Source organism: Prolixibacteraceae bacterium (assembly GCA_019856515.1).
GTDB classification, from domain to species: Bacteria; Bacteroidota; Bacteroidia; order Bacteroidales; family Prolixibacteraceae; genus Halosquirtibacter; species Halosquirtibacter xylanolyticus.
The window spans coordinates 2,203,278-2,220,264 of record CP082230.1 but is presented as its reverse complement, the minus strand read 5'-3'; the positions used below and the strand labels follow the sequence as shown (position 1 = coordinate 2,220,264).

Genomic DNA, 16,987 nt, shown 5'->3' with positions numbered 1-16,987 from the left:
GGATTTTATAGTAATAAAACAGAGGAAGTGATATTCATGAAAAGAATATAAAATAGATATGTCTATGCGGTGTACAAAACAAAGAGCTACCATTTTTGCAAATGATAGCTCTTAAGAAAAATGTATCTCTCTTTGTTTTTATGCTACTTAGTCTCGTTTACTCTTTTTTTTTGTGTAATCATAGCATGTGCAGCAGCCAATCTTGCAATAGGGACACGATAAGGTGAACAACTTACATAGTCCATTCCTACTGTGTTACAGAACATCACCGAACTTGGTTCTCCACCATGTTCTCCACAAATACCTACCTTTAAGTTTGGTTTAGTACTGCGTCCTTTCTCTGTTCCCATACGAACCAATTGACCTACACCTTCTTGATCAAGCACTTCAAAAGGATCATTCTTCAAAAGACCTTTCTCTAAATATATCGGTAAGAACTTACTTACATCATCTCTTGAATACCCAAAAGTCATCTGAGTTAAGTCGTTCGTTCCAAATGAGAAGAAATCAGCCACTTCAGCCACTTTATCAGCTGTAAGTGCCGCACGAGGAATTTCAATCATCGTACCGACCTGATAGTCGACCTCCATTCCACTCTCTTCAAACACCTTCTTTGCAGTAGCATGAATGATGTCTACCTGCATCTCAAGCTCCTTGACCGTACCAATAAGAGGTACCATTATTTCAGGACGAGCATCCACTCCCTCCTTCTTCAGCTGAATGGTAGCCTCAATAATTGCGCGCGCTTGCATCTCTGTAATCTCAGGATAAGTATTACCCAAACGGCAACCTCTATGTCCCAACATCGGATTAAACTCTTCCAAATTATGTATTGTATTCTGGATCTCTTCCATGGTAATACCTAACTCTTCCGAAAGCTCTCTCTGCTGTGCCTCTTGGTGAGGAACAAACTCATGTAGAGGTGGGTCCAGTAGACGGATAGTCACTCCATACCCCTCCATGGCTTTAAGAATTCCTTCAAAATCCTCTCTCTGGAAAGGAAGCAACTTATTGAGAGCCTTACAGCGACCCTCTACATCTTTTGCTAAGATCATCTCACGCATCACCTTAATACGCTCCCCATCAAAAAACATATGCTCCGTACGACATAATCCAATTCCTTGTGCGCCAAAATCTCTTGCTATCTGTGCATCCCTTGGGCTATCGGCATTGGTTCTCACCTTCATCTCCGAATACTTATCTGACATTGCCATTAAGCGAGCGAAATTGCCATCCACAGTAGGAGCCTTGGTAGCCACCATACCTTTATAAACTAAACCAGTCGATCCATCGATAGAGATCCACTCTCCCTCTTTCATTTCACAACCTTCTGCTTTAAAGCTACGATTCTTATAGTTGATATGAATATCTCCTGCTCCCGAAATACAACACTTCCCCATACCTCTTGCCACTACAGCCGCATGCGATGTCATACCTCCTCTAGCAGTCAAGATACCTTGTGCCAAATGCATCCCTTCTAAATCCTCTGGAGATGTTTCTATACGTACTAAGATCGCTTTCTCATATTTCGCAACCTCATCAGCAAAGAAAACCACCTGACCTGTAGCAGCACCTGGTGAAGCTGGTAGACCTTTACCTATTTGTTCAGCTTTCGCCACCGCCTCTTGTTTAAACACAGGGTGAAGCAGCTCATCTAGTTTTGCTGGATCCACGGACATGACAGCCTCTTTCTCTGTGATCTTTCCTTCGTCCATCAAATCCAATGCGATCTTCACCATTGCTGGTCCTGTTCGCTTACCATTTCTTGTCTGAAGAATCCACAGTTTACCCTCTTGAATAGTAAACTCTAAATCTTGCATATCACAATAATGGTCTTCCAAACGCTGTTGAACAGCATCCAGTTCATTGTAAATCTTCGGCATAGCCTCTTCTAGCGAAGGGTATTGGCTTGCACGTGTTGCTTCGTCAACCTCTTGTAACTCTGCCCAACGTTGCGATCCAATCTTAGTGATCTGTTGTGGTGTACGTGTTCCTGCTACCACATCTTCTCCTTGAGCATTTACCAAATACTCTCCATTAAACAGGTTCTCTCCAGTTGCTGCATCACGAGTAAATGCCACCCCTGTTGCAGAGTTATCTCCCATATTACCGAATACCATCGCTTGGATATTTACCGCTGTACCCCATTCAGCAGGGAACTGATGTAAACGACGATAAAGAATGGCTCTATCGTTCATCCAACTTTTAAATACAGCCTCAATAGCACCCTTAAGTTGCTGCCATGGATCGGTAGGGAAATGTTCACCTAAACGTTGATAAATAGCCTCTTTAAAAGCAGTCACCAAAGCCTTTAGGTCGTCTGTCGTAAGATCGTTATCACACGACACTTGTTTCTCCTCTTTCTTTGCCTCTATAATCTCTTCAAAAGGATCGATATCCTCTTTCGATTCAGGCTTTAATCCCATTACCACATCTCCATACATTTGTATGAATCGACGGTATGAATCCCAAGCAAAACGTTCGTTTCCTGTCTTCTTTGCAAGACCTTCAACGGCTTGATCATTTAATCCTAAGTTAAGGATTGTGTCCATCATTCCTGGCATAGATACTCTTGCGCCTGATCGTACTGACACAAGACAAGGGTTCTCTTTATCGCCAAAGATGGTGTGTGTTAGTTGTTCTATATGGTGGATTGATTTCTCAAGATCACTCCAAATCATCTGCATGGTCTCTTCGGAGCCTCTCTCCGTAAAAAGCGTACATACATCTGTTGTGATCGTTACCCCTGGTGGAACAGGAACTCCGATTCGGTTCATTTCAGCGAGATTCGCACCTTTTCCACCTAAAAGGTCTCGCATGCTGGCTTTGCCCTCAGCCTCTCCATTTCCGAATGTATAAAAGAATTTTTTCATAACTCAAAGGGTTTTTAGACGACCCTCAGCTCAGCCACCGCGCACACTTATCACCAGTAATTATTCCTCATTGGGCTTTTGAGTTGGATCGCTTGGATTATTTAGTTTTATAAAATTACAATGCTTTAATAATAATAGGCTCTCTTTTAATGTGTTGTTAAATAGGTTTTTATATGTTTTTTAGCTACAAAATATTAGAAAATATTTCATATCTTAAGACAACTATTGCCTATCAACAATGCAAGAGGATCTCAATCCTCTTGCACTATTAATCATAGTTTATATCTCTGTAAAGTCTTCTTTGGGGGCATTACAAATTGGACACACCCACTCTCCACTGAGCTCATCAAAGGTGTGTTCGTGTTCTGGATCGTCTTCGTCATAGATATACCCACACACTTCACAACGCATCTTACGGCCACTAGCTTTTTTCTCCTCTTGCTCTTTTGCCGCCTCTTCCATCTTTTTCTTCTTCTCTGGATCAATATGGGTCGGTGAATTCTTAGGTGAGAAACCATGCTTCATCTTCTGATACATATCATAAGTCAGTGGCGATACTTCCGTATTCGAAAGAGCATAGTCTTCAATCGATCCGATAAACATGATATGTGTTCCAATATCTATTGCTTTATCCACATGACACAAAAACCATGCACAACAGTTCTCCGTCACAATAGGAACACCATTCTCGATGGTATGTTCCACCTTGTCAAACTTATCAATCACATCGCTATGATTATAACCATAAGTGGTAATCTGTTCTGGACTCAATGCTTCTGTCATCACCGAAATAGCAAATCTCTGACTCTCCTTTATCTGACGTGTGGTGTCATTGTCCTTGTTACTACAAACGGCAAATAGTGGAGGATATGCCGAAACTTGAAAAACACAATTAGCCAAATAGGCCGATTTCTTCGTGTCATACGACGACGAAACAATATATATACCGTAAGAGGGCTTCATATAAGCCTCTACTATCTGGCTCTCTTGGTCTTTGGGGAGTGCACTTAGCTTCTTCCAACTCATAAGGCTGCAAATTTTAATAATGTGGATCTATCATTATAAAAACAATTAACCCTATCGTTAAGTTCACCTCATCCACGTTTTTTATTGGAATTATTGGAACTTATTGTAATCTCCTCCATCGAGCAATGAAAATGATACTATTCATCTTACGTTTATTACTATAATCGAACACGCTTCTCATATTTATGGATACAATTCAATGATTTCGTATATATAATAGTATGAGCAGATATTGTACATTTATTGAAATGAGTCTCAATATGTGCATTGTGTGTTTTGGTAATAACATATTGATATATAGTGTTTAAGGTTCTTGTTTCTTATCTGCACCTCAGAAATATAAGACATATGTGAAAGTCTAATATCATCTATTTTAAGGTTAATATATTGGCTTGTGATATATCTATTAAAAATCGATATATATCTGAACATCCCTAGATTCTTTATATCATACATTTGCAGTAGAGAGATTTCTATATCGCTTTATAGATTGTTTTAGTAAACCTCGATGGTGGGAGTAATCACATAAGCTAGAGCAGATAACTTAATGTAACAACAAAACGAAAGTTTATCTCATCCATCTAAATGGTTTACTTATTTCAACTTTTAGTTGATTGAGATTATATGTTTTTATTGGTGCTTGTAAGGGTTTTATTGCTCTTCTTGCATGAGTCGTCCTTTTAGTGTTCGCTAATTGGATATGGTTTTTTTAGTTAAGTTTAGAAGTAGTCACCGTATATCTCAGGATATACGGTGATTTTAAAATGATTGATTTAGCGACCGAACCCAATACCCAAAAGATCCTATATTATAGAGTTCAAATTGGTATAACACACCCGCAACAACAATATGAGAAACAAAATAATAATAGTTGTCTTTATTCTTTTTCATGTGACGCTATACGCTAACGCCCAAAAGAGCACAAGAGTATTCTATGTGCAGCTAGAGAAAGGAAAAGAAATTGCAGCTCACCCTATAAAGGAGTACCCTCAAAAAACATTTCAGGAGAAACCATTAAGATTAACCTATATCCTGACATAGAGATGCAGACCATACAAGGTATGGGGGCATCTTTTAATGAGATTGGAGGAGTAGCCATAATGTCTCTTTTAAAGAGTAAGCAGTGAAAATGTGCACCAAAGCAGTTGTCCCTCCGAATTCAGTAGTAGTGTTGGAGATAAATAAGTGATGTTGTTTTCTCTTTATAGATCGATGAAATAGCGTTATGAGGGGATTATGAATAACACTATTTGTATGGTAATATTGATCTGTATCATAGATTGACAAGGCTATTTCGAAAGAGATAGCCTTATTTCGTATACTATCAATGGGAATACCGTGGTCTCTCAACATAAAATCTATCACTATGAACGAGTGAATAGAGCACTTCTGGCCACGGCTATTTTCATCGTATTGTTATCTGTACTATGACCTGTCTTTGTTCAATGAGCACTTTGTGGTGCCCAAAAGAAAAGTTGTTATTAAATAAGAATATAATATATAGTTTTTTTTGTGGCGTTCTTTTTCGAATGGGGGATGATCCACTAAAAAACATGAACTAATCGAGAGCCATAAATGTGTCTTGAATTGGTGTTGTAATAACTTAAATATTAAGTTAAAGTGTGTGTGTTGAGATGTCTATAAAAAAGCTTTTGTCATCCATAATGACCAAACTCATAATAAATAAATATACATTCAGTATTGATGTATAAATCTTATGTTATATAATATAGTAACGACTTTGTAACGATGGTTTTTCTTAAAAAAAATACCACAAAATATAAACCTTTTTCTGCTTCAAACTGCAATAATTATAAGAGTATTAAAATGAGTGCATATCGTGTCAAATATTAATCAAATGTGTTATGATAAGTACTATTTGTATTACTGAATTGTATTTAGATGTTAAATATTGTGGTCGATTAATAACAATAGAATTATAATGGGCAGGTCTCAAATTATGTGCTATTAATACTCCTGTATCATGGGCCGTTATGATAGATGTAGGGATAAGGATATCGTAACCAATCATTCTTGATCAAGGGGGTAGCATAAGAGATCTGTGCGTAACAAAATGAACAACTTATGAGTTTAAACACAAAAGAATTGAATTGTAGAGCCTATTTTCTACTCCTCTTCCTCTGCGTAATGCTGATTCCAGCAATCGGAAAGGGACAATCAACAAAGTATGTCTCACCAACAGGAAATGATGTTGCAGGAGCTGGAACAAAAACCAACCCTTTCAAAACAATCAAGTATGCTATTAATAATGCAGACAGCAAAGTAGGCAGTGGTGATACATTGTTTATCATGGGAGGAAACTATCATGAAGAGCTTTTAATCGAGAATATTACTTCATCAGAAGCTGCACCTTTGGTCATTAAAAATTACCAAAACCAAGAAGTGATCATCGATGGTTCTGTTCCAGTGGAACAAGTAGCTGACGGGGCTTGGGAAAAGCATGATGGTGAAATCTATCGCATCAAGCTAACTAAAGATACATGGCAAATTTTTGTTGATCGTAAATGGACTATGTTGGCTCGTTGGCCTAACGGTTTATTTAGTGACGATCAAGCATGGAACCGTGATAATTGGGCGAGGGGAGTTCCAAAAACGGCTTCTATTAAGTCCGAAATGGTTGGGGGTAAATCTGTAAGAACAGGAACTGAGTATATCGATCCAGCAACGGCACACCAACTTTCGGATCTTCCATTCGATATCAAAGGTGCCATGGGGGTTCTAAATATCTGTAATTTCTTTACGTATGCACGTGAGATTACCAGCCATAAAACAGGAGACAATTTCTTCGAATATGATGCTAATAGCTATAAATGGATACAGAATGTTGCCTTAAAACCTGTTCATCACTACCTTTTCTTTGATTCTAAATATGAATTTATTGATCAACCAGGAGAGTGGTACTACGACCCAACGACCAAATACCTTTATCTTTGGGCTCCTGATGGTGGTGTTCCAACAAACGTTTCTGTACGTACAATAAACACAGCATTAACAATAAAAGAGTCCTCACACGTAAAGATCGAAGGGGTTAACTTCTTCTCTGCGGGTGTCTATGCTTTAAAGACTCCTAACGTAACGATCGAAAACTGTACTTTCAATTACCCTTGCTTCAACCAACGTACATTGAAAAAAATGGGCGAAGAAAATGGAATCTATTTCAATCGTTGTGATCATGCTTCAGTAGTTAATTGTGAAATTGCTTACACTGATGGTTTGGCAACGAAATTCCTTTGGAGTAAACACTGTAAGATGGAGAACTGTCTTCTTCATGACTTAGACTACTCTGCTGCACATCATTTGGGAAATTCAGGGTTTGTATGGTTCAAAAGAAGTCCAAATGCCATCTTCCGTAGAAACGAAGTATACAGAACAGGTCCTTCAGAAGGGGTAATGATCGATGCAAACACGCTTGTTGAATTAAATAAAATTCATGATATACACCCACTACAACACGATGGTGCGATGGTTCACATGATGAAAGGTGGAATCAACAATGACGTAAGAAACAATTGGTTCTACAACAACACCAAGCGTAGTATTCGTATGCAAGACGGTGCAAGAGATAAACTAGAAAGAGGACAGGGGCCTGGATTGGTTCGCAACAATGTGACCTTTAATATTAAAGAAGATCTTTCTATGATCTTAAAAGGGGATGAGAAAACTGTTTATAATAATCTAAGTCTTACTCGAATTTGGTTTGCTGATAAATCGAAACTGACGCCTGAGGTTTCAGGTATCCATCTACACTCTAAAAGTGCAAACAACGCTTCGAATGGTGGAATTGATGCCAGGGGTGGTGATCATAAAGCTAATTGGGATGGAGCTATCGCTGGTGGTGTATCTGATGTAAAAGCACAGGTGTGTGATTGGGATAACTTTGATTTTAGACCTCGTTTAGATGGCGATTTTCTCGATACTGGATTAGATGTTAGTGAGGAGTTGAAGAAGATCAACCCCAAGTATAAGTTCTCATTCAATGGATTCAAACCAGATATCGGAGCATATGAGTGGGGAGACGAGAACTACTGGATTGCAGGTCGTCAACTCAAGCAGACTTCAACTCCAATTCCTGCCGACAAAGGAAACACAAACCATACAACGGTTGACCTAATGTGGTTAAAAGGATACAAATCCACGGTTACGGATATCTACTTTGGAAACTCACAGGCTAGTGTTGCTGCTGCAAATGTTTCATCGTCTTCATACAAAGGTCGTGTGGATAACAACATGTATCATCCAAGAAATCTAGTAAAAGGACAAACCTACTACTGGAGAGCTGATGGTGTAGTGGATGGTAAAATTGTCAAAGGAGAAGTGTGGAGCTTTACTGCAGGCGAAAATGCCAATATTGCGAAAAATGCTTTGTCTGTAACAGTAACAGAAGTGGTGGATGCAGGCCATGTGTTAGAAGGAGTGAAAGTTACAGTGGCCAACATATCTACTTATACCGATATACTTGGTAAAGGAAATATCACCAACCTTGAAGACAATCAGTATGTTGTATCCCTAAGCAAAGACGGGTATAAAACAAAAACAATCACACTAAATATTCATGAAAACAAAGTGATTCGTGAGTCTCTAGAAAAAGATACATCAGCAGATGCTCATGATGCCCTTGTAGATCATTCCGTAAGAATATATCCTATCCCAGCAAACGATTTTATCCATATTCAAGTGCCAGCTAGAGGTGTGGTATACCAGATCATCTCTTCTCATGGAATGGTGGTTTCTGAAGGTAAAATTATCGACACATTTACAAGAGCCGATATCTCATCTTTGGCTTCGGGAAGCTATATCATGAGATTAAAACATGAAGATGGAACAAGTGTGACAAAACATTTCTTGAAAAAGTAAAAATATACGGAATCGATGAAGATATACTGTACTAAACACACTCGCAGTAACGATTCAAATCAATCCGTTCAAACCGAAAACTAACCCTATTAAAGAGAGTTTTAGTTCCTATGATTTCTTTAGGTCAATAGTCCATATTAGCGTGTTCCACGATATAATATGACTATTGGCCTTGTTTTTAGTTTATGCTCTTGAAATGGCATAACTTCTATTTCACATGAGATGTTCGAATCGGAAGCACCATAAGCTTCTATCTCCAAAACATCCAACATCTTTATTCTATCGAATATTACTCTTCCACCGTCTTTAAAAGATCTAATGTGGCGGCATAAAGCGAATCATTTTTCAAAAAGTTTACCTCTTTATTACGCACAATCTGAATTGCTATATTTACCGTATCTGTCAAGGCAACACCCATCACAGGTTTCGAATAAAATTCCATCACATTGGGACGATCCCCTGCTTGATGACTCGTAAAGTAGTTAGACAAACCATCTTTGGTTGCAAAACTCACCCCATACTGCTCAATCACCAAATCATCAGGAAAAGTCTCACGATTGACCGCCTCTACACGTACCATCAAGGACAATACAGACTTCCCATCTTCGCCTACCTCTGCCCACATGTCACTATCCATCTTCAGATGGTATCCTAAAATACTATCCTCCGCCAGCGAATCACATGGACATAAATGTTGCTGTATTTTACACTGTGATAGCAGGATGCCCACGGCCACTATTGCCATCAAAACAATTTTTTTTCTCATATTATGATAGTTTTATTTCACCCACACGCGTTGGGGCAACGCGACCCTGGTCTAACATCCCATAGAGCTTTTTACACCCCTTACACAGATCTTCATACATTCGCTCAGCCACCAGCACCCTTCGACCTTCATACAGCCCTAAGTGATGCATCCCCTCTTCCAGTTCACTCTCGGAGATTAAAATCAACTCCCTGCTCGGAACAAACGAATGGGTTAACTGATTACGAAATTTCAAGAAAAACCAGTGATCCTTATTGATCGCCTTATAACGATCACCCATCAACCAATTAAGCCCCTTCGAAAAACGTTTTGCCGACTGTCCAGTCGCCTTCATCGGTTTCTTATCCAAGAAGGCACCAAGCGTCTCGATGGCTTGCCCCATCAATACAAAAGAGAAAAAAGTAAACCCCTCTCTCTGCATCCTACCGATCTCCTTTACAAAGAGATGGTCTACAAAAGCTTTCTGTTTAGCGATCATCTCGCCCTTTTCATCTGCTACCATTGAATTCATTTTGTTCCAATAACAAAGATAAAAACAAATACCAAAACCCTTCCCTCCACATTTCGCTTTCTAGTTCTTCTTGATCATAAAAAAACAAAACCTTTTGCATCATAATCAAACCTATCTCCTTCGACTTTCCTCCGTACCTCCTCCGTATCTCCTTCGACTATTGCTCACTCACCCCATATCTAATGCACACATATTAGTGACCCTTTTTCCACATATAGTGCGAACGAGATATAACCAATATATGACTAATATGTGAGCAATATATGAACAAAAGACGGATGAAGGTCGAAGCAGCGTCGAAGGAGAGTCGATATATCCCCATAGAAATGTTTGCGATACATATGATTTAACTCCCCTGATTTTGAGGTTGGAAGTGTTGTTTTATAATGCTGATTGTATGGGTTTTATGTTGTTTGGTCGAAATATGAATAAATAGACGCGAGCATCGCGTTATTCCTTTGTCTCTACGTGGCATTGGTATTGACTGATAGAGGTTGTTATGTGGGATTGATATTTACTAACGTAATGATTGCTGTTGTAACTCCTATGCGCTGAAGGTGCTACATTTTTGGGGGAACTGTATTGTGGCATGATAATTTGGAACATACACGTGTGTTTGTTATCTTTAGGTCGTGAAACATAGTAAGAGTGAAATAACGAAGGAGCTGTTGATACGATCAGCTTTGGATGTGCTTTGTCGTACATCTTATAAGGGAGCCAAATTGCAAGATGTTGCAAATGAGGTTGGGCTTTCTAGAGGGGCTATATATTGGAATTTCAAGAATAAGATCGATCTATACGATCAAGTATTGACACATTTTTTTGAAATTGATTCTTTTAAACATTTGTTGAATGACAGAGCGTTACCTGTAGTGGAGACCATCACTAATGTTGTACATCTTCTTTTGATTGATGAGGTCGAGACGAACCATAAATCGGCTTTGATGTATAATGCATTGGTGGTAGAGAAGCCCCTAGAGATTCAACCTATTATTGATCGTGTCGATAATGCTTTTAAGAAGATGTTTGATAGTCATAAGGCTTTGTTACGACACGGAATGGCTACTGGAGAGCTTCGGTCGAATATTAATGTGGAGTTAGAGACACGATCCTTTTATAGTTTTATTTGGGGGTATTATACCAGCAAAGATCGTTTCTTTGATGGACAAAATAAAGAGGACGTTTGTTCCTTTGTAATGGATAAATTCGTGCTACAACTACTGTAGTATGTTTTTTTATGCCTTATAACATACACTTGTGTATGTTATAAGTGGTGGTGACACGGATTAATATTATATCTTTGAGGCGATCACTTGAGTGACTTTTATTAACTCTATGCTGATCAATATATTTATGGACTCATATTTTTTTATCTTATTACATACACATGTGTATGTTTAGGGTGATAAGCGGCTTCTATAATATCGTGGCATGCCATTTTATTAAAGCAAAGGTCGTAAATTGATAATAGAAGATATTATCTCTAGTGGGTGAGGTATATTTTTTTGAAAGATTACATACACATGTGTATGTTGTTTTGTGGGGATTCTGTTTTGTGGATGCTATTAGACTTTTGGTTGTACCGATTGAAAGTCTTGTATAAGGTTTGTCATGGGAGTTTTTATCTTATTACATACACATGTGTATGTTTATGAGTGTTATTATATAATTTAATGAAGAGAGAGTATGGATTCAAACAGTCACTTAAAGAATAAGATTTCGAGGAGAGATGCCATTAAGTTTGGCTCCTTCACAGCTGCTATGGCAACGTTGTCAGCAGCAATAGCCCCTAGACATACAGTTGCCCAAACCTTGACGGATCCGGATATGGATAGCGAAGAGAACGAAATTCCTAAGGTTTCTGTGATAAAGCATAAAACGATTGATGATATCATGCGTATTGATCCAAATATGGAGCGATTTGATCAATTTAATACTGCTTTCAATAAATGCATGTTGGATGGTTTTAATATGATTCGATTAAAGGCAGATGATAATACTGATCTACGCCATACTTTTGCATCTTTAGGCTCAGAAACTACTGAGTCAGAAGTAAAGAAGCCAGGGCATACAGATATTGACTTGGCTTTTGATGCAGGAGCGGGTGGCGTTGAGAGTTTTACAGGCTCTGGAATGTCTCGTCAGTGTTCTAATGAAAGTGGTCCTTCCATTCCGATGCCTGATGGATCTTTGTTGCCTTTATCATTATATAAGCAACATGGTTCTAATCCAAACGAATTTAAGAAATCTCCTCATGAGTATAAGTTTGAGACTCCTGAGGATGCATCTTATGCAATAAAGAAAGCCGCGAAGCTTTATGGTGCCGATTTGGTGGGAATTGCCCCTTTTGAGGAGCGTTGGTTATACAAAACGGAGGTTCATGTACCGATGGACCTGGATGGTAATCCTATTGAGTCTCATGTAAATCCATTTCGAAAAGTGCAGTTCGATTTTAAGCCAAAGTCGGTGATTGTATTGGCTTTTGAGATGGATTATGAAGCATATAAGGTCCAGCCTTCTGCTATTGGTGCTGCTGCTACCACTATGGGATATTCACAGATGATGGAGACAAGTGTACGGATGGCTCATATGATTCGACGACTAGGTTATAATACAGTACATGCTGGTAATGCTGTGGGGATAAGTGTTCCTTTGGCAATTCAAGCAGGTCTGGGAGAATCATCTCGTATGGGACTGCTGGTTACGGAAGAGTATGGTCCTCGCGTCCGTTTGGCTAAAGTCTATACCGATCTAGAGATCGCACTGGATGAACCGAAAACATTTGGAGTAAAGGAGTTCTGTGAAATCTGTCAGAAGTGTGCAGATTCGTGTCCGAGTAAGGCTATCTCTAAGTCGGATAAAACGACAGATCCAGATAATCTGCCAATGAATGATTGTAACGGTCTTGGTGTTGACAAGTGGTATAATGACCACCAAAAATGCCTGTCTTTCTGGGGAGTGAATAAGGGGGAATGCGGGGTTTGTATCTCTGTATGTCCATATAATAAGATTGATATGTGGCATCACGATGCTGCCAAGGTAATTACAAAGATTCCAGGATTAAGAAGAATGGCCCGATCGTTTGATGAGGTGTTTGGATATGGAAAAGCTGGAAGTGAGAAGTTAATGAAGTCATATTGGAAAAGGAGGATATAATTATGAATATAGATCTATTACTATTGGTGTTCTTTATATTGGGTTTTTTATCCTGTTTAGGAATCATACAGATATTAAAGTTCAAGAGTAAATATCAATTTAAACTCCCAGCACTTCTGTTGATCTTTGGAGGGCTATCCTTATTGGTTTTTGCTATTGCATGGGCTGTAAGTTCATTAATTGAATATGAAAATCAAGCTGCTGGTGTAGGAATGTTGATTTTTGGAGGTAGTGCTTTGATCTGTTTCTCTATTGCAACAAAGTTTATGACCAAGAAGCGTGTGGGAGTAACGGATGCGCAACGTGTAAAGTAGATTGCTATCTAGTACTCATTTCATGATTTAAATTGGTATAGATAGAGAGAAGGTGTATGTGTTTTATGCTCAGAGTCTCGGTATCCCTCTCTCTAAAATGTTTTGAAAGAATGAAAAATATGAAAGAAAATAGGTGGGGTAGATATGTAAAGGTGGTTCCTATCTTATGTCTGGTCGTTCTATATGTGGCAGGACTGTTACGTGATGAACGAAAGATGAAACGAGTGGTGTTGGATCGCTATCCTGTATTAGAAAGAATCGAACCTGTATTGACAGAACCTTTGACCTATAAGATAGAAGGATCTGACGATAAAAAGGCTAGCTATATGGTCTTCTCCACAGGCTTAGGTTGGGGAGGTCCTTTCGTATTTATGGTAGAGATCAGGGTAGATCGTAAGATCTCTAATTTTGAACTCTTAGATCATAGTGAAACGCCTTCTTATATACTGAAATTGGAGAAGTATCACTTTTTTGATCAGTTTGTGAATCAACCTGCGAATGCTGCGATGATCTTGGGTACAGATGTGGATGCTGTTACTGGTGCAACTGTATCCTCTACGGGGTTCACAAATGCCATACGTAAGGCTTCTCATCAAGTATCTACTACACTTTTGGGGGTTGAAGGTATCCAGCATGATAGAACTATTCCATTTGGGATGAAAGAGCTGGTGATATTGATTCTGTTTGTGATGACCTGGATAGGCAGTTTATTACGTTGGAGTAAATTAAGATACGTCACCCTGTTGGGTGGGTTGGTATTTCTTGGTTTTGCCTACAATTTTCCATTTAGTATCTCCCATTTTACATCTATATTTTTAGGCTACATTCCTGCTCTAGCAACCAATTTCACGTGGTGGTTGGTGGTTGGTGGCGCTTTACTATTTATCATCGTCTCAGGAAAGAACCTCTACTGTGCTTGGATATGCCCTTTTGGTGCCATGCAAGAGGTTATTTCGATGATTAGTGGTTTTAAACTGCCTGTCCACCCTTGGATCAAGAAACATAGCAGTACAATTCTTTATGGCCTCACCTTCGTGTCGGTGGGGACAATGCTCTACTTTAGAAACACATCTAGTGGTAACTATGAACCTTTTGCTGCGCTATTCAAACTAGATGGGTATGGATTCATCTGGTTTATTCTGCCACTAATGCTTTTTAGTTCCTTCTTCTGGAAACGTTTCTACTGTAGATATTTTTGTCCTGCAGGTGCGGTGCTTACCCTGTCCAATCGACTGCGTAATTTTATAAAAGGTAAAACGAAGAGTACGTTTAAATGTAAATCAGTATGTCACAAAAAGAGATGAAAAAAGGAGTTGTTTCTATGGTGATATATACCATCGGAGTGATAATTATACTATTGCAGATCATTGGATTCTGGATAAATACAGTAGATAAAATGGGATAGTATACTTAAAGGTGGGCATTCGTGCCTGCCTTTTTTGATGTCAAAGTGTCGTCGCTTGGTATAAATATGAAAAAATAGACGCGAGCATCTCGTCTAATTACGATGTCGGTAGTTGGTGTTTTTCTGAATTAGAATGTTGATGTGTTGTATACCAAGTACATTATAACATGAACGATATACTTGTTTTCTTGTAAGCTAGATAGAACAATAATGAAAGGCAACTTGTTTCCATGATAAAATATATTGATGAACTGAAAAAATAGATATTATGGGGTAATACTGTTATTATTGATTGCGGGAATGGGATACAGGGTTGGACGAGCATATGTTGGAATTAGTGTGCGAGAGCATAGTCGACTTGTAAATATCATATCTTTTGTACTATCATTTTTATTAGCTTTTCTTCTATACGATTATTATAAAACAGGAGGTTTTGTAGAGTGTATACTCATGTGTTTCGTCTTAGGGGTTGTGTTATCTTTTTTTACCTCAAGGAATAGAGACCAAAAGAGGGTAAAGCGATCGCTTTTACGTGGTGCATTATTAGGAATAGTCTCTGCTATCACTCTTTGGTTGATTCTGTTTATGTCTCATATCTTTCATGATGAAATTTATTTCACTGAATTTATGTTTAACTTGACTGTTTGGGGTGTAGCTGTATCATTGATATCTATTGGGGTCAAATTTATACAGCAGAAAAAGAGTGAGATTGATTGGTTTTACTGTTTTTTGCCTGTAGCATTCGTGCTCTTATTTGGTATTTTTAGTTATTATTTTCGTTTTGAGGAAGAGCTCACGATTAAAGAAATGTTTGGTTCTTTTGAGTTGTTACCTGTAAGCTTGAGAGAGCATTTCCCAATTGTCGATAAAGGTCTTTGGAACTTTATTCTTCCACATATCACTTTGTGTGTTGCATGGGTTACTTTCTGGGCTTTTTGGGCGCAGTTACAAGCCAATAAGAGAGCAAGTTTAGCGGAGCAGAAGACACATTTGCAGACTACCTTTTATAAGATGCTGGATGTGCATCGTGAGAACTTACAGAACTTCTCTTTTTTACATTGCCATTCAGTAAAACGTATTAACGGATTGGAAGCGATTCCATATGTTATCAGACAGATTGGAGAGATACAGAAGTGTTTTGATAAACTGTTTAAGATCGAAAGTAAAGACTCAAGTGTGGAACCAAATAATATGACATTTCTTTTGGCCTATGATGCAGTATTTCGTTCCTATCAATTAGGGCTTTATGACGATATGGATATTGAACAACTATCGAAGGATGCGCGTAACGCAAACATAAAAAGAGATCCTGATGATCGATTTTATACCAATAGTTTAATGGTACCGATATCCCTTTTTAGAAGTGATGTTTATGAGCATGATATCTGTCGATATTATATGGATGTAAAAAAGCATTTATGTAGTCTTTCTAAACGTTTTAATTCGCTAAGAACATTGTGTCGATTGCGTGATGGTTATAAATCATCGTTGTCTAAACATAGCATAGCTTTTAAAGAAAGTTGTAATCGAGAAGTAGTGCCATATCGTAAGCACAAAAAATGTATTTATCACTTGTGTGATACAATCTCTGAAATCCGATTTCTTGTTTGGCAAATAAAGAATAAGTGTGAATTTTCAATGTACTTTATGTATCTCTTTAAGATTATTCGTTTCATTGATTCGTCAGATATATTGGATGCTAAAGAGAAAGAAAAATATGTTGATATGCTTCGTACCCAATTATCGCCCAACGAGCAGATGTTGATCTTCTTAAATTGGTATGCAGGAGCTCTATTTTATATGACTAACGATGATAATGCAGACTATCCTAAAAATTACGGGTATGCATGGGAGCGTTTGTCGAAGTATGAAAAGGATATAACGTATGAGAAATATATATATCACTTCTTTTCAAAATATAAGATCCTTAGTCATATGAGTTATCATGGTAATTGTCAGGATATTGTAAAAAATATAAAGACGAGACATGATAAAACGAATCCGATATGGAAAAAAATAGATTCCCTAAAGGTTTTTAAATAGACGTGTTGTTATACTTAT

11 protein-coding genes are annotated in these 16,987 nt (G+C 38.2%); 7 read left to right on the top strand and 4 right to left on the bottom strand.

What is annotated here, in order from left to right:
• Window positions 1-143: 143 nt before the first annotated feature.
• Both ppdK and K5X82_07840 read right to left on the bottom strand, forming a co-directional pair.
• Complete coding sequence (gene ppdK / locus K5X82_07845) at window positions 144-2,873, bottom strand: pyruvate, phosphate dikinase (GenBank protein ID QZT38803.1); 2,730 nt, start codon at window positions 2,871-2,873, stop codon at window positions 144-146.
• Window positions 2,874-3,152: 279 nt separating this feature from the next.
• The gene (locus K5X82_07840) at window positions 3,153-3,899 is read right to left on the bottom strand and encodes a flavin reductase (protein QZT38802.1); all 747 of its coding nucleotides are present in this window, start codon (window positions 3,897-3,899) and stop codon (window positions 3,153-3,155) included.
• Window positions 3,900-4,748: 849 nt separating this feature from the next.
• Here K5X82_07840 and K5X82_07835 point away from each other — a divergent pair.
• On the top strand, window positions 4,749-4,940 hold the full coding sequence (locus K5X82_07835) for a hypothetical protein (GenBank protein ID QZT38801.1): 192 nt from the start codon (window positions 4,749-4,751) through the stop codon (window positions 4,938-4,940).
• 1,044 nt (window positions 4,941-5,984) lie between these two features.
• On the top strand, window positions 5,985-8,774 hold the full coding sequence (locus K5X82_07830; protein QZT38800.1) for a right-handed parallel beta-helix repeat-containing protein: 2,790 nt from the start codon (window positions 5,985-5,987) through the stop codon (window positions 8,772-8,774).
• Window positions 8,775-9,063: 289 nt separating this feature from the next.
• Here K5X82_07830 and K5X82_07825 read toward each other — a convergent pair whose 3' ends face one another.
• Both K5X82_07825 and K5X82_07820 read right to left on the bottom strand, forming a co-directional pair.
• Window positions 9,064-9,540, bottom strand: coding sequence for a hypothetical protein (locus K5X82_07825; GenBank protein ID QZT38799.1), 477 nt, complete (start codon window positions 9,538-9,540; stop codon window positions 9,064-9,066).
• Between the two features lies 1 nt (window position 9,541).
• The gene (locus K5X82_07820) at window positions 9,542-10,051 is read right to left on the bottom strand and encodes a hypothetical protein (protein ID QZT38798.1); all 510 of its coding nucleotides are present in this window, start codon (window positions 10,049-10,051) and stop codon (window positions 9,542-9,544) included.
• 632 nt (window positions 10,052-10,683) lie between these two features.
• Here K5X82_07820 and K5X82_07815 point away from each other — a divergent pair.
• The 5 genes from K5X82_07815 to K5X82_07795 all read left to right on the top strand — a co-directional run bounded on the left by K5X82_07815 (window position 10,684) and on the right by K5X82_07795 (window position 16,969).
• A complete protein-coding gene (locus tag K5X82_07815) occupies window positions 10,684-11,277 on the top strand; it encodes a TetR/AcrR family transcriptional regulator (GenBank protein QZT38797.1) in 594 nt (197 codons plus the stop codon).
• A 460-nt stretch (window positions 11,278-11,737) separates the two neighbouring features.
• Window positions 11,738-13,207, top strand: coding sequence for a reductive dehalogenase (locus K5X82_07810; GenBank protein QZT38796.1), 1,470 nt, complete (start codon window positions 11,738-11,740; stop codon window positions 13,205-13,207).
• Window positions 13,208-13,209: 2 nt separating this feature from the next.
• Entirely contained in the window at window positions 13,210-13,521 is a 312-nt protein-coding gene (locus K5X82_07805; protein QZT38795.1) for a hypothetical protein, read from the top strand.
• Between the two features lie 119 nt (window positions 13,522-13,640).
• Window positions 13,641-14,825: a 4Fe-4S binding protein gene (locus K5X82_07800; protein QZT38794.1), complete on the top strand. Its 1,185-nt coding sequence runs from the start codon at window positions 13,641-13,643 to the stop codon at window positions 14,823-14,825.
• Window positions 14,826-15,226: 401 nt separating this feature from the next.
• The gene (locus K5X82_07795; protein QZT38793.1) at window positions 15,227-16,969 is read left to right on the top strand and encodes a hypothetical protein; all 1,743 of its coding nucleotides are present in this window, start codon (window positions 15,227-15,229) and stop codon (window positions 16,967-16,969) included.
• Window positions 16,970-16,987: the final 18 nt, after the last annotated feature.